Annotated in this window: 17 protein-coding genes; 10 read left to right on the plus strand and 7 right to left on the minus strand. The window is 60.3% G+C overall.

The genetic code is table 11. From position 1 onward, the window contains the following. Positions 1 to 235: 235 nt before the first annotated feature. Together ACVKN3_RS09020 and ACVKN3_RS09025 are read left to right on the plus strand one after the other, a co-directional pair. Positions 236 to 1,906 carry a serine hydrolase gene (locus tag ACVKN3_RS09020; protein WP_354514167.1) on the plus strand — a complete coding sequence of 557 codons (1,671 nt, stop codon included), beginning with the start codon at positions 236 to 238 and terminating at the stop codon, positions 1,904 to 1,906. Positions 1,907 to 2,249: 343 nt separating this feature from the next. After that, positions 2,250 to 3,944 (plus strand): YadA family autotransporter adhesin, encoded by a 1,695-nt coding sequence (locus ACVKN3_RS09025; protein ID WP_354514165.1) that lies wholly within the window; start codon positions 2,250 to 2,252, stop codon positions 3,942 to 3,944. Between the two features lie 245 nt (positions 3,945 to 4,189). On the opposite strand, the gene ACVKN3_RS09030 is transcribed toward ACVKN3_RS09025, so the two are convergent. Together ACVKN3_RS09030 and ACVKN3_RS09035 are read right to left on the minus strand one after the other, a co-directional pair. After that, positions 4,190 to 5,035: an N-acetylmuramoyl-L-alanine amidase gene (locus ACVKN3_RS09030; protein ID WP_354514163.1), complete on the minus strand. Its 846-nt coding sequence runs from the start codon at positions 5,033 to 5,035 to the stop codon at positions 4,190 to 4,192. Positions 5,036 to 5,234: 199 nt separating this feature from the next. Further along, positions 5,235 to 7,193 carry a YadA family autotransporter adhesin gene (locus ACVKN3_RS09035; protein ID WP_354514161.1) on the minus strand — a complete coding sequence of 653 codons (1,959 nt, stop codon included), beginning with the start codon at positions 7,191 to 7,193 and terminating at the stop codon, positions 5,235 to 5,237. 164 nt (positions 7,194 to 7,357) lie between these two features. On the opposite strand from ACVKN3_RS09035, the gene ACVKN3_RS09040 reads away from it, so the two are divergent. Beyond that, the gene (locus tag ACVKN3_RS09040) at positions 7,358 to 7,996 is read left to right on the plus strand and encodes a response regulator transcription factor (RefSeq protein WP_354514160.1); all 639 of its coding nucleotides are present in this window, start codon (positions 7,358 to 7,360) and stop codon (positions 7,994 to 7,996) included. Between the two features lies 1 nt (position 7,997). Here the strand turns inward: ACVKN3_RS09040 and ACVKN3_RS09045 are convergent, their stop codons facing one another. Beyond that, the gene (locus ACVKN3_RS09045) at positions 7,998 to 11,216 is read right to left on the minus strand and encodes an ATP-binding protein (protein WP_354514158.1); all 3,219 of its coding nucleotides are present in this window, start codon (positions 11,214 to 11,216) and stop codon (positions 7,998 to 8,000) included. 377 nt (positions 11,217 to 11,593) lie between these two features. Between ACVKN3_RS09045 and ACVKN3_RS09050 the strand changes: the two genes are divergently transcribed. After that, complete coding sequence (locus ACVKN3_RS09050) at positions 11,594 to 11,818, plus strand: hypothetical protein (RefSeq protein ID WP_354514156.1); 225 nt, start codon at positions 11,594 to 11,596, stop codon at positions 11,816 to 11,818. 282 nt (positions 11,819 to 12,100) lie between these two features. Beyond that, complete coding sequence (locus ACVKN3_RS09055; RefSeq protein ID WP_354514154.1) at positions 12,101 to 12,637, plus strand: hypothetical protein; 537 nt, start codon at positions 12,101 to 12,103, stop codon at positions 12,635 to 12,637. Between the two features lie 4 nt (positions 12,638 to 12,641). Here ACVKN3_RS09055 and ACVKN3_RS09060 read toward each other — a convergent pair whose 3' ends face one another. Then, on the minus strand, positions 12,642 to 13,325 hold the full coding sequence (locus ACVKN3_RS09060; protein WP_354514152.1) for a response regulator: 684 nt from the start codon (positions 13,323 to 13,325) through the stop codon (positions 12,642 to 12,644). Between the two features lie 201 nt (positions 13,326 to 13,526). On the opposite strand from ACVKN3_RS09060, the gene ACVKN3_RS09065 reads away from it, so the two are divergent. From ACVKN3_RS09065 to ACVKN3_RS09085, 5 genes are all read left to right on the plus strand, one after another. Further along, positions 13,527 to 14,639: an ATP-binding protein gene (locus ACVKN3_RS09065; RefSeq protein ID WP_354514150.1), complete on the plus strand. Its 1,113-nt coding sequence runs from the start codon at positions 13,527 to 13,529 to the stop codon at positions 14,637 to 14,639. 44 nt (positions 14,640 to 14,683) lie between these two features. After that, a complete protein-coding gene (locus tag ACVKN3_RS09070; RefSeq protein ID WP_354514148.1) occupies positions 14,684 to 15,490 on the plus strand; it encodes a BPL-N domain-containing protein in 807 nt (268 codons plus the stop codon). Between the two features lie 53 nt (positions 15,491 to 15,543). Further along, entirely contained in the window at positions 15,544 to 15,888 is a 345-nt protein-coding gene (locus tag ACVKN3_RS09075; protein WP_354514146.1) for a hypothetical protein, read from the plus strand. 104 nt (positions 15,889 to 15,992) lie between these two features. Continuing rightward, positions 15,993 to 16,373, plus strand: coding sequence for an ANTAR domain-containing protein (locus ACVKN3_RS09080; protein WP_354514144.1), 381 nt, complete (start codon positions 15,993 to 15,995; stop codon positions 16,371 to 16,373). Positions 16,374 to 16,513: 140 nt separating this feature from the next. Further along, positions 16,514 to 16,801 (plus strand): hypothetical protein, encoded by a 288-nt coding sequence (locus ACVKN3_RS09085; RefSeq protein WP_285402429.1) that lies wholly within the window; start codon positions 16,514 to 16,516, stop codon positions 16,799 to 16,801. A 42-nt stretch (positions 16,802 to 16,843) separates the two neighbouring features. Here ACVKN3_RS09085 and ACVKN3_RS09090 read toward each other — a convergent pair whose 3' ends face one another. The 3 genes from ACVKN3_RS09090 to ACVKN3_RS09100 form a co-directional block, all read right to left on the minus strand. Continuing rightward, on the minus strand, positions 16,844 to 17,641 hold the full coding sequence (locus tag ACVKN3_RS09090) for an alpha/beta hydrolase (protein ID WP_354514142.1): 798 nt from the start codon (positions 17,639 to 17,641) through the stop codon (positions 16,844 to 16,846). 76 nt (positions 17,642 to 17,717) lie between these two features. Then, positions 17,718 to 19,385 (minus strand): methyl-accepting chemotaxis protein, encoded by a 1,668-nt coding sequence (locus ACVKN3_RS09095; protein WP_354514140.1) that lies wholly within the window; start codon positions 19,383 to 19,385, stop codon positions 17,718 to 17,720. A 135-nt stretch (positions 19,386 to 19,520) separates the two neighbouring features. Beyond that, positions 19,521 to 20,543, minus strand: a complete 1,023-nt coding sequence (locus tag ACVKN3_RS09100; RefSeq protein WP_354514138.1) for an alginate lyase family protein — start codon at positions 20,541 to 20,543, stop codon at positions 19,521 to 19,523. Positions 20,544 to 20,611 lie beyond the last annotated feature (68 nt).

Here is a 20,611-nt window from a genome sequence, read left to right on the forward strand (position 1 = left end):
ACTCAGTAAACCGCTGGTCCGTCTCACTTCTCGCGACTGGTGCCCGATATTTACAAGGCCGCATCGAGGCCAGACGGCCTGCCTATCTTTGTCCGCGTACAGACTACGGACGGACCGTGGACAGATGGCCGGCTTCCCGCATAAGGAAACGCCGCCTCTTAACCTGGCATGGAGCTTGCTGAAACGATGAGGCTCCCGGAGCACAGCGCACCGGGTATCGCCCAGGAATCAGCAGATGGAAATGACGTTTCAGTCTCGCCACACGCCATCGAGGCAACCTTTCAGAGGCAACCCGCTATTGAAGATGGACTACGGCAAGATGGCAGATACCACCGTGGCCAAGCACATCGCCGCGTCCCCTTTTATCAGGCGTTCGCCAGCACGTTCACCAGACCCGAAAGAGATATTTTTCTCGAGGCGATCGTCCACGATGAAACGCACGATTCTGTTTGCCTGCCTGTGCCTTTCACTCCCAGCACATGCGCAATGTGTCGCTCCCGGAAACGGCTTGGAAACCTTTCTCAAGGACAAGATGCGCCAGGAGAGCATCCCCGCCCTTCAAGTCGCTGTTGTCCGCCATGGAAAGATCGTCAAGACGGCCGCCTACGGAATCGCGAATGTCGAGAACAGCGTGCCCGCCTCGGATGAAAGCATCTTCTCGATCAACTCCTGCACCAAGGCGTTTACAGGTGTCGCGATCATGCAACTGGTGGAGGCCGGAAAACTCAAGCTGGACGATCCGATATCGACATACCTTGACGACTTGCCGCCTGCCTGGAGCGCAATCACCGTCAGGCAGGTCCTCGCGCACGTTTCGGGATTGCCGAACATCATCGACGAGAAGGAAGATCTGATCGGCGACGGTAGCGAGGCTTCTGCATGGGCTACCGTGAAGACGCTTCCCATGGAGTTCAAAACCGGCGAACGCTTCCGCTATAACCAGACTGGCTACGTCATCCTTGGCAAGATCATCGACAAGCTGAGTGGCGAACCCTTCGCCAAGTTCATCGAGGACGGGCAGTTCAAACCGGCCGGCATGATCCATACCCGCTTTGGAGATTCGTCCGACGTTATTCCGCATTCGGCTGGCGGTTATTCCTACCTTCAAAACGTCAATGGCGTATGGAAGAAGAGCGACAGGCTCTCGGCGATCTACGTCTCGTTCGCCCCCTACTTCAGGACAGCCGCGGGGATCGTGTCGACATCGACCGATATTGCGAAGTGGTTGGTCGCACTTCAATCAGGCAAGCTGCTTAGGGACAAATCGAGCCTCGATGCGCTATGGACCTCCGTGGTTCTCAACGATGGCACCACCGGCGGAATGAGTGCGTTGCTAAACGGTTCAGGCCTGGGTTGGCCGGTGACGATGCGGGCTGAGCATCCCGCGGCAGGGCCCATTGGCGGCATGCGCTCGACCTTCTTCGTCTATCCCAAGGACGACCTCTCGGTGGTGATCCTGACCAATCTACAAGGCGCCGATCCCGAGAACTTCGCCGATGAAGTGGCCGCCTACTACATTCCAGACATGCATGCGTCCAATGGTTTCGGACTGTCGCCGACCCTCAAGACGTTGCGCGCCGCCTTGCTGGAACGGGGCTTCGAGCGTGCGCCACAAGTCGTCGCCGACCTCAAGGCAAAGGATCCTTCATTCCTGCCGAAAGAAGACGAGCTGAATGTTTGGGGATACAAGCTCCTGGAGCAAAAACAGCCCGAGCAATCAATCGCTATTCTTCGCCTGAATACCGTGCTTTTCGCTGATAGCTGGAACGCTTACGACAGTCTGGGCGAAATTCTTGAGGAAACTGGAGATCGAGCCGGGGCTATTAAAAACTATAGCCGTTCGTTGCAGCTGAATCCCGGTAACCGCAATGCAGCCGAGCATCTTCGTAAACTGGGTGGCGACTGACATCCGGGGTCGGGTCTCTTTGCGGTCGGATTTGCCAACGCCGTCGTTTCCGGCGTTGGCATGAGCTACGAGTTCAGCACGAAGTCGTCATGGTGTGCACCCGCTGGACCGTAACTTGAGCCGGACCGAAGCAATGGATTAGAGGTGTTGAGCAGCAACAGCAAACCGATGCCCGCCTCAATACGAGCACATACGCGCCCTCCTTTGCTGGTGCCGATTTTGGTCATCATTTTTTTGATTTTGGAACTCATTTATCTGCCGACCGCAAGATTCCTCGGATCGAAATCATCAAGATAAGGATGCCGTAGAGGCGCCGAGGAAGTTTGATAAATTTGGAGAAATCATGAAAATCATGAGAGAACCACGCCGTTCAAGAATCCTTCCGACCGCTGCTTTCTGTTTGTCTGGATTCTTAGCATGGGCACTATCCCCAAGTGCTGCGTTCGGGCAGGTGGTATGCCGTTCGGGCACCTTCACAGGAGCTGGATCAGCTACCGAGCCCTACACCACGGCATGCGGCGATCTAAGCAGCGCGACAGGCGACGCCAGTACGGTATATGGCTACGCCAGTACAGCCCTTGGTGAGGGTACAACCGCGTCCGGCGCTAACTCGTTCGCCGTTGGCATCGGTGCCACAGCTATCGGCGCAAACTCGATAGCCGATGCGCAGCAAGCCATAGCGTTGGGCAGTGCGTCGCTCGCCAATGTTTATCAGTCAATTGCCGTTGGTGCTGGGTCGGCAGCGTCCGCGACCGCCTCGATCGCTCTCGGAACAGGAGCACGATCGACCGCTATAAATGCCGTGGCGATTGGCGCCAATGCCCAGGCGGTACGAGCAAACACCGTGTCGTTCGGTAGTGCAGGGAACGAACGGCAGCTGGTCAACGTCGCCGATGGCGTTCAGGACACAGATGCAACGAACATGCATCAACTGAACACCCTTTCGAACGAGGTGACACAGTTGGACGCAAGGACTGTTCAGTACACTCCCGGTAGTACACCGCGCGTGGATTTCACCGGAACGAACGGCGCGGTCCTCAACAACGTTGCCCCAGGGTCCCTGGTAGCAGGCAGTATGCAGGCGGTGAATGGCGGCCAGTTGAACGACAGCCTGGGATCCATCGCACAGGTATTTGGAGGAGCCACTGCTGTCACGCAAAGTGGTGGACTCAGTGCGCCCTCTTTCAATGTGTCCGGGCGCTCGTACAACACGGTGTACGATGCCTTCACCGCACTGGCTGCGCAGGCATCTGCATCTAACGGGACGAACGACCCCTCAACGCTGAATCCTGTCGTCATCGGCCAGGGGGCTGCGGTGTCGACTTCTGGCGCGGTCTTGGGAGTAGGTGCTTCAGGGACAATCGCCTCGGCAGTGTTGGGAGACGGCGCGCATGCGGGCAATTTGGCCACGGCACTCGGTTCAGGAAGCGCCGCATCAGGCAACGGGAGTGTCGCTGTAGGGGCCAATGCGCAGGCTAGCGCTGATAGCTCGGTAGCGTTGGGTGCTGGCTCAGTAGCCACGGACAGGAACGTGGTTTCCGTTGGCGGAAATGGAGTTCAACGCCGTATTACCAATGTCTCGGCAGGTGTAAGCGCCAGCGATGCGGCAACGGTTGGACAGGTCGACGATTCAACCCATCAGGCCATTGCGACCGCGCAGTCCTATGCGGACCAGGCAGACCAGAGGACCTTGAGCGCTGCTACGGCTTATACCGATCGAAAGACATTGGGCCTCGCCACCCAAGGTGACGTCACTCAATTGAGGGACGAGATAGCACAGCGGACGTCTCAACTCGACGACCGACTGTCTCGAGTCGGCGCCATGGGCGCAGCCTTAGGCGGGATGGCCGGCGCGATCGCCGCAGCTGACCCAACACAGCACCGTGTAAGTGCAGCCGTCGGCTCGTATCGCGGCAAAGGAGCTGTCGCCATGGGATTCACGCAACGACTTCCCGGGGGCGGCGCGATGCTGGTAGGTGGATCGCTCGCTGGTGATCACGATAGTGCGGCTACCGTTGGCATGAGCTTCGGCTGGTAGATGTATAGGGTTTCACCACGGCGGATCACAGTCAATCGACGCTGCAACCGACACCCGTCGCATTCGCGACAAATTATCGGGACGCAGGCCGCCGTGGTGAACCGACCTATTTACCCCTGACCGCTTCAGGCTGGAAATACGTTGTAAATGCTGCCATACGACGCGTGTCCAGTAGGCAGGACGCGGCCACACACGCCACTGTCACTACTCTATGTCGTCGCGCATGGCGGTCGCCCCGCCACACGTCATGTCTTTCGATATTTTTCCAGAAGTGCTTGCACCAGAGCGTATGTCTCAGCATCAGGCGCTCCGCTGATATCGCTCGGACGAAAATGCATCTGGAAAGCGCTGATGACCCGTCGCGTTGCGTCGTCTAGAACACCGGTTTGCGGCATATCGGTATATCCGTAGTTCAAAAGAGCCGCTTGCAGTGATCGAACATCGACCCACGCTGAAGGCGGTCGTTCTGCCAGATAGCGATTTACCGTTGCTGCATCAGGCCATGCGCCAATGCCCAACTCAGCCAGCTTACCCCACGGGAAAAGCGGGCCGGGGTCGAATTTACGCAATGGCGAGACATCGCTATGACCCAGGACGTCTTCCGCCTGGATGTGATATCGGTCGATAATGTCACGTGCGAGCGCCGCGACAGCCGCGATCTGATCATCGTTAAATGGAAACCACAGCTTCTGGCCATTCTTGTCCTCAAGGAAGCCCTTGTTGACTATTTCAACGCCAATGGAATTGTCATTTAGATTGGTTCGCCCATGCCAGGCGCTGATACCCGCATGCCAGGCACGTTTATCCTCCTTGACCAGCTGAAGAATGACGGGCTTGCGCCCGAGCAAGGAGGGCTTTATGGGTATCAGGTAGTGAGCACTGACGTTACCCTGAGTGAGGAGTCGCAAAGACTCGGCATCGTCCTCGGCGGTATAGTGCAGGATAAGAAAACGAATTCGCTCATTTTGACTTTGCGATGGATGTGACTCGTCGGCGAAATAAGTGCCGCGATCCTTTACAGCAGGAAGTCTTGCGCATGCGGCTGTCGCCGCTGATACGATAAAAAGCATGAGCCATTTTTTTAGGTTCATTCTCGATTCTCATGCGCCGGTGTCATCTGATGCTTTTATTCAGATACCCGCACGATTCGACCGGCATATTGGCTGGGAGTATCGACGCATCGGCTGCGTCAGTTAGATGAAGTCGAAGCAAGGCCGTGGCATCATCGCCACCTTCTCATGGCTATGCTTCGACTCCTGGTGACTACCTGGTCAGCGGCTGGCGGCGCAGTTACCAGACCATACCCGCGCCAACCGATACGCCGGTATTGCCGCCGACGTTATGGCTGAGGCTAGCCTTGAACAGGTAGCGACCACTCGCGGTGACCGACGACAAGCCCACCGCGATAGCGGCCTGCCCGTGGAACGCGCCCATGCCCACGCCCACGACATTTTGCTCAGGCTGATAGGCCTGCGGGAGACCCGCCATCGCCATAGCTGCTGCCACACCGCGACTGGCTCGCTCGTCGACCTGCCGGATGCGCCCGTCGGTATAGCTACGCGCCCAGTCCTGCACTTGCCCCAACCCTTGACGCATCTGGCCAACATTCACCGCATCGGTATCTTGCGTACCCGCCGCGACATTCGTGACTTGACGTGCGTTAGACGCTGAACCGACAGAGACCGTGTTTTCGCGGTCGGCAACCGACCCCTGACCAATGGCCACACTGTTGGAGGCGCTTGCGCTTGCACCTGCGCCGATCGCCACCGACCCGGCCCCCGTGGCGGATGTACCCGCTCCCACGGCAGTGGAGTTCAACCCACTCGCGTCGGACCCGGACCCAATCGCGGTCGCATTGGTGTTGTCAGCGACGGCACCTGACCCAGCGGCCGTTGACGTGCCATTGTCACCCACGTGCACAACGTCACCGTTGCTCGTGGTACCCGAGCTACCGGAGCTACCGGAGCTACCATTGTCACTCGGACCGGCCGCGGTGTTGGAGCCGTCTGAACCGCCACTGCCACCGGCGTCACCCTTTCCGGCGCCAGTGCCTGCGGCTTCACCGCCCGCGCCACCTGCGTCACCACCCGAGCCGCCACTGCCGCCGGCATTTCCACCCGTGCCACCTGAATCGCCACCAGAGGCCCCACCCTTGTCGCCGGTGCCACCGGTGTCGCCCTTGTCGCCCTTGTCGCCCTTGTCGCCCTTGTCGCCCTTGTTGCCACTGAGCGTCTTGAGGGTGGTTTCCATCGTCGTGATCGAGCTTGAGTTAGCTGCGACCTTTTGGTTCGTCGCATAGAGCTGGGAACCATTGACTCCGTCGGTACTGGACTCAGTCAGACGGCCAGCTGCCACATTCTGGAGTTGTCGCTCAGAGCCAAGCGCGCCAATGCTCAAGGCACCCACGGGATTGGCACCGGCAAACGTGTACCGTGTGCCGCCGATGTCCGCGCCGGCCACGCCTGCTACCGCGGAGCTGACAGCGCCCGCCCCAAGTGCTACGTCATAAGCATTCACGGCCTTGGCTTTGCTGCCGATAGCAACAGCGCCTTGCCCGATAGCACTACTACTCGCGCCGAACGAGAGGCTATCATCGCCTTGTGCCAAGGCTGAGTAACCGACGGCGACCGAACGCTCCCCCGCCGCATTGGTGCTTCCCATACCCAGCGCTACCGCGTTGTCGGCACTTGCCGTACCCGAAGCCTCCTTACTGGTGACGGACAGGTAGGGCATGGAGAAGTTGCCGCTCACGGAAAGGTTGTGAATATCAGCGTTGTTCAGCGTCGCCCCGCCGTTGGCGTAGAGCTTGCCGCCCACGCTCATATTGGTAACGTTGGAGTCTTCGTCGTTAGCCCACGTCAAGATACGATTAGTTTGGCTGGCCGCGTCACTAAACCCGCAGAACGTGGACTGACCGTAGTAATTGCGCGAGTCGCGTCCGGTTCCACCCGCGTTGAAATTGTCCTGGGACTCACCAGTGCCACCATAACCGTAATTAGTCTGCCCCGACGTCTTGTAGGCTGTCACATTGCAATATGGCGAGGCTCCTTGCGAGCCATAACCGAACGTTTGGACAATGCCGGCGTTATAGCCCTTGGCGTGGACTGGACTGAGTAGCGCCGTTCCGCCCAGAACAGCTAGCGCAATCAAGCCGGAGGCTAATGGTCGAGCCTTGTAAAAAGCGGCATTCGAGTAAGGGGATGGGACCTGTGCGCCGGTCGATGGGTCTGTGAATGAGTTGCGCTTCATACCTGTGTCACCTCGTGGAAGATGACGAGTAGTCTGAACAACAGAGCCGACGGCGCGCATGGGCGATGGCCCAAAAGAGGATGGGACATGGCCCAAACGCGACCTTTCGTGATTACACGAAGCGAGAAGACGCTATTCTTGATCGCCAGAAAAAGGAGTGCTTCATGCTTAGAATAAAGGTGGGGATCGCTGACGATCATCCGGTGGTGACGCTTGGCGCTGAAAGCGAATTGCGAAAGTACCAGGGGATAGAAGTCGAGTTCGTGTGTTGGGACATCTACACACTATTCAACAATCTCTCAACATTCCGGATCGACGTACTTGTATGCGACTTCGAGTTCGCTGATGACCCGATGCCGGATGGCTTGCAACTGGTATCACGAATTTCCCGAATGTATCCGCAAGTCAAGTTGCTGCTTCTCAGCTCACACACATCGCCGTCTGTCGTATCCGCCGTCATAAATCTCGGAGCTTCCGGATTCATCGGCAAAAATCGAAGTGAGTTTTCGAATCTCGCCCGGGTCGTACGAGAGGTTCACGCGGGTCAGTTATCGGTTCCGGAATCGGTCGCAAAAGAGCTGCTCCAAATCACGCTCAACCGCGCGAAGCCCATCCCGAATCGGCTTACGGATAAGGAAATGACCGTGGCCAGGCTAACGGCGAGCGGCTTATCACTTCAAGAGATTGCCGTCCGCCTTAAACGTAGCCCCAAGACCATAAGTAACCAGAAAATCTCTGCCATGAGAAAGCTGGGAGTGAGAAATGACGCCGAGCTGACGTCAGTACTTCACGATTTAAAATAGATCAAGCACCACGCGAAACCAGCCAATCTTCGAACTGCGCGATAAAGCGCATGAAGCTTGCCGTCAAGTCATCACGCGAAAGAGTGTAGCTACTGGCTTCCAGTACGCGTAATTCATCCGCCATCACGATCCAACCGAGAGACAGGAAAGCGCCTTTGAGCCGATGGGCCTGGCGACGCAATGCGGGACGATCCCCGCTCTCCAAGGCAGAAAGTAGCTTCGTCCGGTCCTTGACCCAAGTCTCCTTCATCACAGCGACGAGCGATGTCTCCGGACGAAAATCTTCGTTGGCGACGTCCGATGTGAATTGCGTCGAAGGAGAGTTGATCTTCAGTCGGCGCAAGGCGATTCGTAAGTCATCAAGCACCACGGGCTTACGCAGGATGTCGTCGAAAAGATCCGCGGCTTCTGGCGTATCCGCGGCTGCCGTGGCGCCGATGATCACGACAGGACGCCCATCCGCACGCAATGCCGCGGCGAGCTCTATCCCATTCAATCGCGGCATCTGGATATCGGTGATCACCACGCTGGAGGGCCTCTCCAGCCAAAGCTTAAGCGCTTCCTCACCGTCGCTGGCGACCCTACAATGGCGCAGGCCCATCGCTCCTAACTGCTGTATGAGCAGCCCACGACTGACGGCATCGTCCTCCGCAATGAGTATATCCAGACCGACCGCGCCAACCTCTAGCGTCCTTGACACACGCACCTTTTTATCGCGGCTTACCCGAGACTGAAAAAGCATGGCAACTTGTCCGGTCGCAACACTCAGCGCACTGTAGAGACTCTCGCGCGACAACGAACTGGCTTCGACTTCGTTATCCAAAACCGAAGGCTGCAAATGGCCTGTAGGTAGAAGCCAGACAATCACGCGTGAACGTTCAAACCGTGACCTCCAGTCCTCTTTGGAAGTCGACGAGCTCAAGGCCACAACGACCAGATCGGTCGGCTCGGAAGTCTCCCGTCGTGCAACCCCGGACCCAAATATTCTCTTGGACACCGCTTCGACCAAGGCATCATCATCGCCGACAATCCGAACTGGAGGCATATTACGAAGAGTGATTTCAGGACGATCTTGCAGAGGCTTGAATGGAAGGGTTAAAGAAAACGTACTGCCCACCCCGAGCTCACTAGTGACGGATACGAATCCTCCCATTCGGCGACAGAGAGTGGAACATACAAAGAGGCCTAGCCCGGATCCCTGGTGACGATCTGCCACGGTGTCTCCGCCCTGGTACATGGGCTGAAAAATCGATGCCTGGAGGTCGACAGGAATCCCGGTACCCGTATCCACCACGTCGATCTGGAAGACCGTTTCGCCCGTGGCCGACTTGGTCAAGAAACAGCTCAAGGATATGAATCCGGATGCCGTGAAGCGCAACGCGTTGCCGATAAGGTTGTTGATGACTTGCGAGAGTCGCTGCGGGTCGATTTCGCATAGTCCATCCAACAGGACGTCTGTGCGACACACCAGCCCTAACCCCGACTTTGCAACAATGGCACTGAATCCTTGGGCACACCGCTCCAAAATGTCGTTCACACAGCCCGGCATCGCCTGGACGGTAAGCGAACCCGCTTCAATTTTGGTGTAGTCGAGAAGATCGTCGACAAGTGTTGCCATGGATGTGAACGAATGACGTGCGATTGCCAGCCATTCCGACTGATCGTGATTCAGATCGCTCTCTGCCAAAAGCTCCAGATAGCCGACCGCGCCATGGAGCGGCGTCCTTATTTCATGGCCAACGATCGCCACAAACAGCGATTTGGCGCGACTGGACTCCTCAGCCTGAATCTTTGCCTGAAGTAGAAGTCGCTCGTTCTCCTTGCGCTCATTGATATCGATCAGGCCCATCAACGTGACCTGTCTACCGGCAAACCTCGTCGATGCAAGAGTCACGCCGATAAAATTTGGACGCCCGTCTTTGTGATGCCATTCCACTTCATGATAGGCGTGCGCTTCTTCCAGCTCAGGAACCTGGATAATCAGGGCCCTGGCTTTTTGGTAAAAATCCTCACCCGTGGCCCCTAGTCCCGACAGGGTCATTCGAGAGGCAAGATCATTTTCCAGGAGCTTCTCGTGTGTTTCGTCGGCGAAAACCGCTATTCCAACAGGCAACGTATCGATGATCGCTTTGGCGAAAGATTGCGACTCGATAAGACGCTCCGCGGTGGAAAAGAGCGGTCGGCTTACCTTTCTATCGATGTATATGGCCGACGACCAAATACCCAGCACAACGGCCAACAAAGCCGTGAGGCCAAGGAGAACCTGCATCTTCAGTGCAGCCAGGATCTCTCGCCACCCGTACACGTGCACAGCGATCCAGTTCGGGCCGTCGATTCGCTGTGTGACAAAGTAGTACTGGCCAACTCGAAACGTCGAGGGTATCGCCGTAGCCGTCCGTAATCGACTTGCGTTGGCCTCAACCTGGGCCAGCAGTTGCGCCGATCGTTCCGTCGTCGGCGGCAGTCCTATCACGGCATATGTATCGCCCTGAAGGAGGAAGTCTCCGGCATTGTCACTTGGATTCGCGGGTCCGAGATGCCTCAATGAGCCCGGGAGGAGTTCGATGACAACCATGAACTGCCGGAGACCTGATTTGAAGATAGGCATGACGACTTGCGCAACTACGTTTTGCGGCAAGGAACTGGTCAGCCAGACTGGGCGACGCTTTTCAAGCGCGTGGCTGTCTCTGGCCCGCATCTCTATTTCGACATCCTGAGTGAGGCGGTCGATAAACGCCTCGGTACCCGACTGTAGCTGCAGCCGTTTTGCACTACTCAAGGGAGGGAACGTGACAAGAAACGACCGATCGATATCGTAAATATACGCAGACTGCTTGTCGTCTGCACGATACCGCTTCACGATAGGTGCCGCAGAAAATTCCCTGGCGAAGTCAACCGCTTCAACAAATCGTGCTCGTCCACCTGATCGGCGGGGAGCGATGATCACGGATCCGCCGGCAACTATCTCTTCATCACTTGTAGTTGCGTCAGTAGGAGAATTTTTGGCAGGTTCCTCCCGCGGACTGGTGGTCGGGATGGTCGAGTATTGACGGACTCCTTCGTAGATGTCCGCGAACTGGATAAGTTGAGCCGACAGTTGGTCGACGAATTTACCGACTTCCTGCGTGAAGCCGACAAATGCTGGTATCTCACGCTGACGGTATTGATCCAACGCACCGCGAACGAAGAGATAGGTTCCGACGACGATGAGAACGGTCAAAGCGGAGGCCGACCCGTAAATGAGCCTCCGAGCATGACGACCAGTACGAGCCATGAGCGCTTTAGGCATAGTCGGAGTCCAGGCTGTTTCAATCGCGCCATCTTAGTGGTTTCAGGCGCAATCCGTTAGCGATCGGTAGGACGATCGAACCTCATCGGCCTTCGGCTGTTGACGAGCCCTAATACAGGTTCACGTAGATCGCGTTGTGCCCTCGGCAGCTATGTTGGCGCACATAGACATGCACCGCAGCCGCGCGGAGAACGACCTAGCAGCTGGGACAATTTGCCTCAATGTACGGAACTTTTTTTTAGGTAGTATGGCTTCGAGAGTGCAGCCTCTTGCTTGCATGGCAACCCCCGCCTGGAAACAAAAAAATCATGGACTGGGTTCCCATACTCTTCATTACGTTCAAGGTGCTGGTTTTTGGCACGGGCATGTTCCTGGCCGTCAAGTGGCATTACGAACAAGGAAAGAAGGGGCGGCACGCCGAGAGGCGCGCGGTGCTGCTCAAGGTCGGCGCAGTGGCCGTCATCTTCATGGTGTTGCTGGCGGGCCTGCTGTTCGCCACCTTCGCCGTGGCCAGGAAACTCGGCTTGACCTGACCATAGCCTGGTGAAGCACGTCCCGGCTCTCCATCGAATCTCCATGAAACGTCCAACGAATCCGGACAATCCCGGCTTATCATGGACCTTTCACGCCATATAGTCCCTGGCGCAATCGACTCCTGGAGCGTTGCTATCCGTACCGTGTCTTCCAGCGACCGTCGATGGTCCTTCAACCCCGCGTCGCTGCTGGCCTCGCCAGGGGGACCATGGCGGCTATTCCGCAAACCCTACAGAGCGATGCAGGGCGCCATCGTCGGCGGCTGGGCCTTACGACGCCCCGTGGCCACCTTGCTGGTCAGCTGCGCCTCGTTGCTCGCCATCTCGGTCCTTACTGTCATGGTAAACCCCGCCCTCGACGGCCCCGGTTCCATCACACCCTTGCTCAGGCTGACCAGCCTGGCGGGGGGAGCCCTGCTGGGAGGACCCATCGCATGGTGCCTCGCCCCTGCCACGGTGCGACGCGAACTGGTGCCGCTGGGGTACCTGATCGCAGGCTGTGCATGTTTCGGTCTCTACCTGTCCGAGCGACCTGCCTCCTGGCTGGTACTCCCGGGCATGGCCGGCGTGGCCTTAGGGGCGACTGTCGTCGGTGCCGCACGGCGTTTGATGTTCGCAAAGCGTGCCATGCCAAGAACCGCCCGTCTTCGCATCGGCCTCTGCGCGGCAACGGCCGGCGCGGCAGCCGGCATCCTGGGCACCCTTGCGATCATCGCGCTGCGCTATGCCAGCCTCATGGAAACCCTTGCCGTCGACTGCGTGCTTCTGGCCCTGGCTGGGACCATCGCCTCGCTCTTCCCGCCCGTGACCCGGACCTGAGCGCCTACGCCACGGCGGCCAGGCGATACCCCACGCCGCGCACGCTCGAGAGCATGCCCTGGATGCCGACGTCCTCGAGTTTCTTCCGCAACTTGCTCAGGTGACTGTCGACGGTTCGTTCCAGGGCGTCGCCTTCGGGCAGGCAAGCCACGCGCAGCTCCGAACGCGAGAAAACGCGGCTCGGTGATCGCGCCATCCGCACCAACAGGCGGAACTCGGTCGCGGTGGTGACGATGGCCTGTCTTGCTCCGCCAGGACAGGCATAAACCGCATGCTGCTCTTCGTCGATTTCGACATCGCCCACCCGAATGATCGCGACCTGTCCCACGGCGGGAAGCGCGCGACGCAGGACAGCTCCCACACGTGCGACCACCTCGGACGGGTTGAACGGTTTGGTGACGTAATCGTCTGCGCCAATACGTAACGCCGATATCTTGTCGGTGTCCTCGTCACGCGCGGTCACCATGATCACCGGGGTATCGCCACGCCGACGCACCTCGGCGAGCACGGCCCATCCGTCGACCTGCGGCATGGAAACATCCAGCAGCAGCAAGTCGGGCTTCAGCGTGGCGTGCAGCATGAGCGCTTCATGGCCATCTCGCGCAACGGTCGTACGAAATCCGTTTCGATTCAGATACGACATCAGGATATCGGCGATGTCGGCGTCGTCTTCCGCAACGAGCACCATGTAATCCCTACGACCACCCCCGACCATTGTCGACTCCTCCGTTACGAGCGGCCTTTTTAGCACAAGCTCCGAGACAGCGCCCATGGCCTTATCTCCATCGAAACTCCATAAAAACCGTCCCTATGCCGGCGGGCGCATCCGCTAGACTTCCCCACAAACGCGAACCAGGTCGCCGGCGGCGATTCAACGAGGGCAAAATCCATGCCGTACCATCTCAAAATCGGTCGCGGACTGATCCTGTGGGCATGTGCCCTGGTCGCCGCCGCGGTGGTGCTCGACTTTGCTTCGTCGTACGCGCTTTACGCCTTGCTCCCCGATCCCACGGCCATTTGCGAAAACGACAGCTGGATTCCCACGCGACCGGAACTGCTCTGGCTGGTACTCACCGCGACCCTGGCCATTGCGTTCGCAGGCCCGGCCGCGCTGCGGCTCTCGCGACGATTCGTGCAACCCATCGACTCACTCGCCGCGGCCATCCGCTGCGCCGCCCAGGGCGACCTATCCGCTCGCGCCATCAAGAAAGGACGACCCTTTGGCGAGATCGCTAGCCTTCTGGATGACTACAACGCACTGGCCGAGCGATGGCAGCAGGCCGACAAGGACATGACCGTCTGGAACGCCGTCATCGCCCACGAATTAAGAACGCCGGTCACCATCTTGCGCGGCCGCCTGCAGGGACTGGCGGACGGCGTCTTCGAGCCTACGTCCGACATGCTCCGCAACCTGGTGCGACATGTCGAGGCCTTGTCTCGCCTGGTCGAGGATTTGCGGGTGGTGAGTCTGGCCGAGGGAGGCCACCTGCGCCTCGATCCGGCCGATGTGGATCTTCGCCAGGCCTTGCTGGACGTGGTGGCGTTCGTCGCGCCCACCATGCCCGACCACATCCTTTCCGTGGATGCCGACGAAACACCCGTCATTGTCCGCTGCGATGCCATGCGCGTGCGGCAGGCCCTCATCGCGCTCATCGACAACGCCAGGCGTCATTCGAATCCCGGAAAAATCACCCTCTCGTTGACATTGCGCGCGACATCGGTCGATATCGGTGTACACGACGCCGGCCCCGGAGTCCCCCCCGAACTACTCACCAGGATGTTCCAGACATTCAGCCGGGGCGAGACGTCACACCCGGGCCGCAGCGGTGGCAGTGGCCTGGGCTTGGCGGTCGTAAGGAGCATCGCGATCGCTCACCATGGCAGCGTGACGTACCACGGAGGCGACGGTGCCGCGGCCACATTCACCCTCACGCTGCCGACAGGTACCACCGCTACCTCCACGCTTCCTCCATCGACGCTCCACGGACCCTCGATGCCATGAGGCGATCCTTGACGGACCTTCGGTCGTCCCGTTGAGGAATGCACATGAACCGTGACGCAGCGCACGCCCCCTGCACCACCCACGCTTGGGGCAAGACGACATGGCATACGCGGCTACCCTGGCTTGCCGCAGTTCTATGGGTGCTGGCCCTCGGCGCGCCGGGGCTCGCCGGTGTGCACGCGGCGGAGGTGGTTCGTGTCGCGGTTTATCGTGGACCCGCGGCATGTTCGGGGTGCGCACAAACCGTCAAGGAATCGATCGAGCGACTGGGCGGACGATATCGTGTCGATTTCGTGGGAGCACGCGAGCGCCAGGACATCTCTCCCGAAACGCTTAGCCACTACGACATCTACGTCCAGCCCGGCGGTGGGCAGGATATTCCCGGTGCGCTTCGCAGCCTGGGCCATCGTCGGGTGGACGCGATACGCAGCTTCGTCCGCCGTGGCGGACGCTATCTGGGCCTGTGCATGGGAGCGTACCTCGCCGACTCGTCGAACCTCGGGCTGATCGACGACGATCTGGACTCCGAAGTCGGCAGGACGGGATTTGAAGCCGACACCATCGACGACTATGCCGTCGACACGTGGTGGCACGGTCGTCGTAACAGTGTTTTCTATCAAGACGGCCCCTATTTTCCCGCAACCAGTACATCGTCGGGCTTCCGAGCGATCGCGACCTACGCGAACGGCGACATCGCCGCCGCGCGCTACGACGTCGGCCATGGACGCGTGGTATTGACCGGTCCACATCCGGAAGCCGACGAGACCTGGTTCGACGAGGCAGACATTCCTCTCGAACGCATGCCGCAGGACGATCTCGTCAAGGTGCTGATGCAGGAACTGGGTTACTGAAGCGCCGAAGTACGAACGGCGATACCATGCACTTCTGCATCGAGGAGACAGACGTGGAACGCATACTGGTGGTGGCCTACCGACCCAACGCTGGCAAGCGGGAAGAACTTCTGGCGTTCCTGGCGGCACAGCATCGAAGAGGCCGGGAGCTGGGCCTGCTGGACGACATTCGCCCGCTGTTGGGCGAGGGTACGCATGGCGAAATCGTTTACATCGTTACCCTGCGATCCGGGACGGACGTCGACCGACTGTGGGAAGACCCTGTGTTTCAGGATCTCGATGCGAGCCTGTCCATGATTGCCCGCATGGTCCCCCTGCAGACCCTTGACGAAGCAGCCGCATCGTACATGGATATGGCATCCCTACCGGTTCATGGCGGCACCGATATACCCCGCTAGGCGGACGGTCGGTGCACCAGCGTGCCACCGCGCAGGGGTGTCCGAACCATTCCCATCCGCCTGACGATGGGTTACAACGTCGCCCTTCCCCGTTGCCGAGCATCATGAATACCGAGAGCCTTCCTCCCATCGCGGTAGTGATCGAACCGCGCGCCACACTGGCCGATACCGTCGCCGATGCCCTGCGGAAGCGCGGCTACGAGGTATATGTGGCATCGACGCACTCCGGGGGCGCCAAGGCCGTGATCGCCGATGCCCAGGTGGACTTCCTCATCGCCGCCGTGCCGGCACCGGGTGAGGATCGCAGCGGTGCCTACCTTGCCGATGCGAGGGCTCGAAACACGGCACTGAAAACGGTGGTCATGCTCTCGGATCTGCTGGAGGACGCTACGGACGCGCCCGTGGGCGCCATCAAGCTCGTCAAGCCATTCACCGTGAACATACTGGAAGAAGCCATCGAGCAGGCCATCAACATCGTCCTGTGAGTCGACCCTGGAGGGGATGACCCTGGAGGGGATGCAGTCCACAGGAAACGATGCGCAAATTCCGGCCATACGCCGAAATTTGACGACTGCTTCGCAATCGCCATGTCAACTATGGGCTGTCGAAACGTAGGAAACGAGACATGGAGCGGATGGTGGGCGACTGGATACTCGAAACGACCGAAATGGCCGAAGGCGCCATTGCCATGAACCGTGCCCTGCTGGATGCCGATCTCCAGGAAGCACGCTTCCGGGCCAAGCTGCTCCAGTTTCAGGCGGTCGCCAGCGGGGACGAGACACTACAGAACGCCACGGGCCTGGTCGTCAGGTTGCTCGGCCCGCCGGGTTCCGCGCCGGGCTGGGGTTGCGGCGCCGCGATGCTGGCCGTGAGCACCCGCCTGGGCGACCGACTGGCAGAACACGTGGCCTGATGCTATGCGGTGCCATCGCGCATCGCGGTCCCGGATGCGCCGTTATTCCTGGTGTATGTCGAGCCATTCGACAATACGTGACACCACGTCCTGCTCGATACCGTAGTAACCATGCGGCGTCAGCGAACCGCACGCCTTGCCGGATTTAGCCGTCCCACCGGCCACATTAAGCACGCGAACGTCGGGGCTGGCGGACATGGCCGCAGCAATCCGCGGGGCAGCATCGGGCGGCGCCACGTCGCAACGATCGTCACGGTTGGCGACCACCAGCGCGGGAACCCGCACATCCTGCGGATCGGCGCTGAACACCGTTTCGCCACTGCCGCCCATCACGGACACGGACTCGGTCAGCACGACACCTGACACGCTGCCGCGCTTCGCATGGGCCGCCCCGTTCATGGCGGCGATCGAACCCTGGCTGGTGCCCAGGAGAAACACCGGCCCACCCAGGTTCTTCTGCGCGAAGGCGACAAGGTCGGCGACCAGACCAGCGTATCGGGGCGAACTGCGCATGCCGCGCAGGTTGGCACGATCCACGGTATCCGGAATGACCACCGAATAGCCACGGCTCGTCCACAGCGCGCGCGTGCGGACGACGAAGTTGTGGTCGTGACGCAGGTCGCCATCGCCCTCCAGACCCACGTCACCCGCGCCACCGGGGAACATGACGATCGTTCCCTTGGGGTGCTCGGCCTTAGAGGTCAACACGCGCTGTGTCTGACCGGTGGACAGCCGCAGGTTCGCCACCATGTCATCGGCCCGCACGGGGCCGGACAAGGCGGCGATGGCGAGGCACGCCGCGGCTAGCAGCGATGCCGTGGAAGTCTTGAAGTCGGTCATGTCTCGGTCCACCCGTGTACGGGCCATCCCCCATTCTGCGCCCGTGAGACTTTCCCGTGGCTTGCTGCCCCAGGGCTCAGAACTCGCGCCACATGGCATCCGCCGGCAGGGCGGCCACGGTTGCGCTCGCGCGTTGCGGCGACGGTGCGATGGCGACGGCGACGGGGATCCGCTTGCCCTCGCCTTCCGCCTGGCTGGCCCGCGTCGTCTCGTTGGCAAAGCGGAAGACGGCCACCTGTTTCATCAACGCGTCGGCCAGTTCACTGGCCTGCTGGCTGGCCGCACTCGCCTCTTCGACCAGGGCCGCGTTTTGTTGCGTGACCGAGTCGAGATCGGTGACGGCCTGGTTGACCTGGTCGATACCGGCTGCCTGCTCCGCGTTGGCGGCAGCAATTTCACCGATGAAGGTAGCGACCTTGACGGCACCCGACTCCATCTCGGCCAGTGCCTGCGCCGTGCGCGTCACCAGGGCGACGCCTTCACTGACCCGGTCGCTACTCGTGGCGATCAGCGACTTGATGTCCTTGGCCGCCACGGCGCTTTGCTGGGCAAGGCGACGCACTTCGGCCGCCACGACCGAGAAGCCCCGGCCTTGGTCGCCGGCGCGTGCTGCCTCGACGGCGGCATTGAGCGCGAGCAGGTTGGTCTGGAACGCGATCTCGTCGATGACGGCGACGATCCCTTCGATCTTTCCGCTCGCGACGCTCGCACGATCCATCGCACTGCTCGTCTCGCCGGCCAGCACGCGCGTGGACACCGCTTTCTCCGTCAGCACCTGGGCAAGGTTGCGCGCCGCCGAAGCGCTGGTGGCGTTCTGCCGCACCGAGGCCGTCATCTCCTCCATGGACGCAGCCGTTTCCTCGAGCGACGACGCCTGCTCCTGGGTCCGCGACGAAAGCTCGTCGTTACCGGCGGCAATGTCCCTGGCGGCGTGACTGACCTGCTGGGCGTTGTCCCTGACCGTCCGGACGATGCCGGCCAGGGTCGTGTCCATGGTAGCCAGCGACCGCAGCGTGTCGCTGACCTCGTCCCTGCCCTGCACGTCCAGCTCGTGGCCCAGCTCACCCTCGCTGATGCGGCTGGCCAGCTCACGGGCTCGGACCAGGGGACCCATGACGGACCGCGCAAGCAACACGCCGGCAACGATCAGGACGATGAGCGAGGCGATCACCACGACGGTCACCGCCGTCATGACCTCGTGTTCCCTGCGAGCGGCCGTCGCATACGCTTCGGCCGCAGCGTCGATGTTGATCTTGACGATGGCATCGATCGCCTTGGACTCCTCTCCGAACGCCGGCCCCATCGTTCCCAGCATGAAGTCGACGGCGGCGGTGTGTTGTCCGGCGGCCATGAGCGGTTCGAGCTTGTCCTTGAGGACACGGGCCCGGGATCGTGCCGCGATGAATGCCCTGGCAGCGACGTCCTCGGCGGGCGAGCTCACCATGGCCGGGTAGTAGTGTGACCAGGCCGCATCCATCTTTCGCACCGCTTCCGCGTTGGCCGCCTGTTCTTCCGTCACCGCCTCGACCGTGCCTTTGAGCAGCGCACGGTTCAGCCCGGTGCGCGTTTCGTTGAACAGGTTCCGGACGGTTGCCACATCGACAATGGGCAGAAGCGAGGTCTGGTAGATCGCGTTGAGCTGGAGGTCGGTCTCGCGCAGTGCATAGAGACCGCCGGCACCCAGCCCGAAAGCGACGAGGACGGCAACGCTGACGAGCAGGACGATACGCTGGCGAATGGTCATGAAGAGGGTCGGCTCCTAAAGGTTTCCCCCTTAACGGCGACGCCGCGCACCCCTGAAGACAATTCGTTTAAATTGGCAATAACGATTTATTTGAAGTTCAATCTAACGTAAGCCCGGTGAAAGGTATCGTTCATCCTACCGTCGGCAGGGAAGCGCATAGGCCCACAACCATCGCGGCGGCTCTGGCGCAAGTTTTTGCGCCACATCCGCGTAGCGTGTGTCCAGCAAGCTGGCCGACCAGTACAGCGCGCGAGCGTTGCCTGTATCCCACGACCCGGAGAAACCCGGAAGCCCCGCCTTGGCGCGCGCGGCATCGAACTTCACTGACGAATGCACGAACTCTTCGTGGCTGCGCTTCCCTTCCGCATACGGCAGCAGCCAGTCGAGTCCGGCCGCGAGCGTCTGTCCGTCATGGCCGGGCAAGCGCAACCAATCCTCACCGCGCGAGCGCGCGGCCACCGCTGCCAGGGTCAAGGGCTCCAGGTCATAGGTGACGTAATGCAGCGCATCGCGCTCGGCGAAATCGATGACTTCCCCGCCCGGCTTCATGTTGATCGACAGCTGCCGGACGAAGGCCGCACGCGCACGCGCGAAAAGCGCATCGTCGTTTACCGCCACAGCCGCCAGCACGGCCAGCTTCACGCGATGGCTCTGCCAGTTGTTGCTCCAGATACCATGCGGATCGCCCACGTGCGAATCCATCTGGTCCAGGTAGCCGCTGCCGAGGCGACGAATGAAATCGCGGGTTTGGCGGGCGACACCGGCGGGAAGATCGGGCGCGGTCAATCGGTACGCGGCGATGAGATGACCCAGGCCGGTCTCGTCGATGGGATCGAACGATGGCCGGTACACGCGTGTCCATGCGTCGAGATACGTCGCCAATCGATCCAGCGAGGCACGATCCCGCGTGTTACGCCACGCCAGGGCAAGATCGAGCATGTAGCCGAAGTCGCGCACGGCGGCGGCGGAGGCGTCGTGGATGCCGGTGTGCGGCAGCGTGCCCTCGGTATGGATCACCGGCATGGCCTGCGGCCTGTCCGCCGGCGCGGCGGCAACCGCGTGCGCCAGGGATGCCGCGGATGGCGGTGGCGCGGCAAGGCACAGGGCGGGGCTGGACGTGGCAGCGGTAGCGGTAGCGAGCAACAAGGCAGCGATCATGGCCGGAAACCTTACATGTCATCGATACGGAACACGGAAGCTGCAAGGAGTACCGGCCGGCCCCTTTC

The organism is Luteibacter sp. PvP120 (assembly GCF_054055715.1).

Excerpts from the sequence above, each read along its gene's own strand:
- ACVKN3_RS09020 (WP_354514167.1), top strand. The coding sequence starts at position 236 with ATGGAAATGACGTTTCAGTCTCGCCACACGCCATCGAGGCAACCTTTC.
- ACVKN3_RS09025 (WP_354514165.1), top strand. The coding sequence starts at position 2,250 with ATGAAAATCATGAGAGAACCACGCCGTTCAAGAATCCTTCCGACCGCT.
- ACVKN3_RS09030 (WP_354514163.1), bottom strand. The coding sequence starts at position 5,035 with ATGAACCTAAAAAAATGGCTCATGCTTTTTATCGTATCAGCGGCGACA.
- ACVKN3_RS09035 (WP_354514161.1), bottom strand. The coding sequence starts at position 7,193 with ATGAAGCGCAACTCATTCACAGACCCATCGACCGGCGCACAGGTCCCA.
- ACVKN3_RS09040 (WP_354514160.1), top strand. The coding sequence starts at position 7,358 with ATGCTTAGAATAAAGGTGGGGATCGCTGACGATCATCCGGTGGTGACG.
- ACVKN3_RS09050 (WP_354514156.1), top strand. The coding sequence starts at position 11,594 with ATGGACTGGGTTCCCATACTCTTCATTACGTTCAAGGTGCTGGTTTTT.
- ACVKN3_RS09060 (WP_354514152.1), bottom strand. The coding sequence starts at position 13,325 with ATGGTGCTCGTTGCGGAAGACGACGCCGACATCGCCGATATCCTGATG.
- ACVKN3_RS09065 (WP_354514150.1), top strand. The coding sequence starts at position 13,527 with ATGCCGTACCATCTCAAAATCGGTCGCGGACTGATCCTGTGGGCATGT.
- ACVKN3_RS09070 (WP_354514148.1), top strand. The coding sequence starts at position 14,684 with ATGAACCGTGACGCAGCGCACGCCCCCTGCACCACCCACGCTTGGGGC.
- ACVKN3_RS09080 (WP_354514144.1), top strand. The coding sequence starts at position 15,993 with ATGAATACCGAGAGCCTTCCTCCCATCGCGGTAGTGATCGAACCGCGC.
- ACVKN3_RS09085 (WP_285402429.1), top strand. The coding sequence starts at position 16,514 with ATGGAGCGGATGGTGGGCGACTGGATACTCGAAACGACCGAAATGGCC.
- ACVKN3_RS09090 (WP_354514142.1), bottom strand. The coding sequence starts at position 17,641 with ATGACCGACTTCAAGACTTCCACGGCATCGCTGCTAGCCGCGGCGTGC.
- ACVKN3_RS09095 (WP_354514140.1), bottom strand. The coding sequence starts at position 19,385 with ATGACCATTCGCCAGCGTATCGTCCTGCTCGTCAGCGTTGCCGTCCTC.
- ACVKN3_RS09100 (WP_354514138.1), bottom strand. The coding sequence starts at position 20,543 with ATGATCGCTGCCTTGTTGCTCGCTACCGCTACCGCTGCCACGTCCAGC.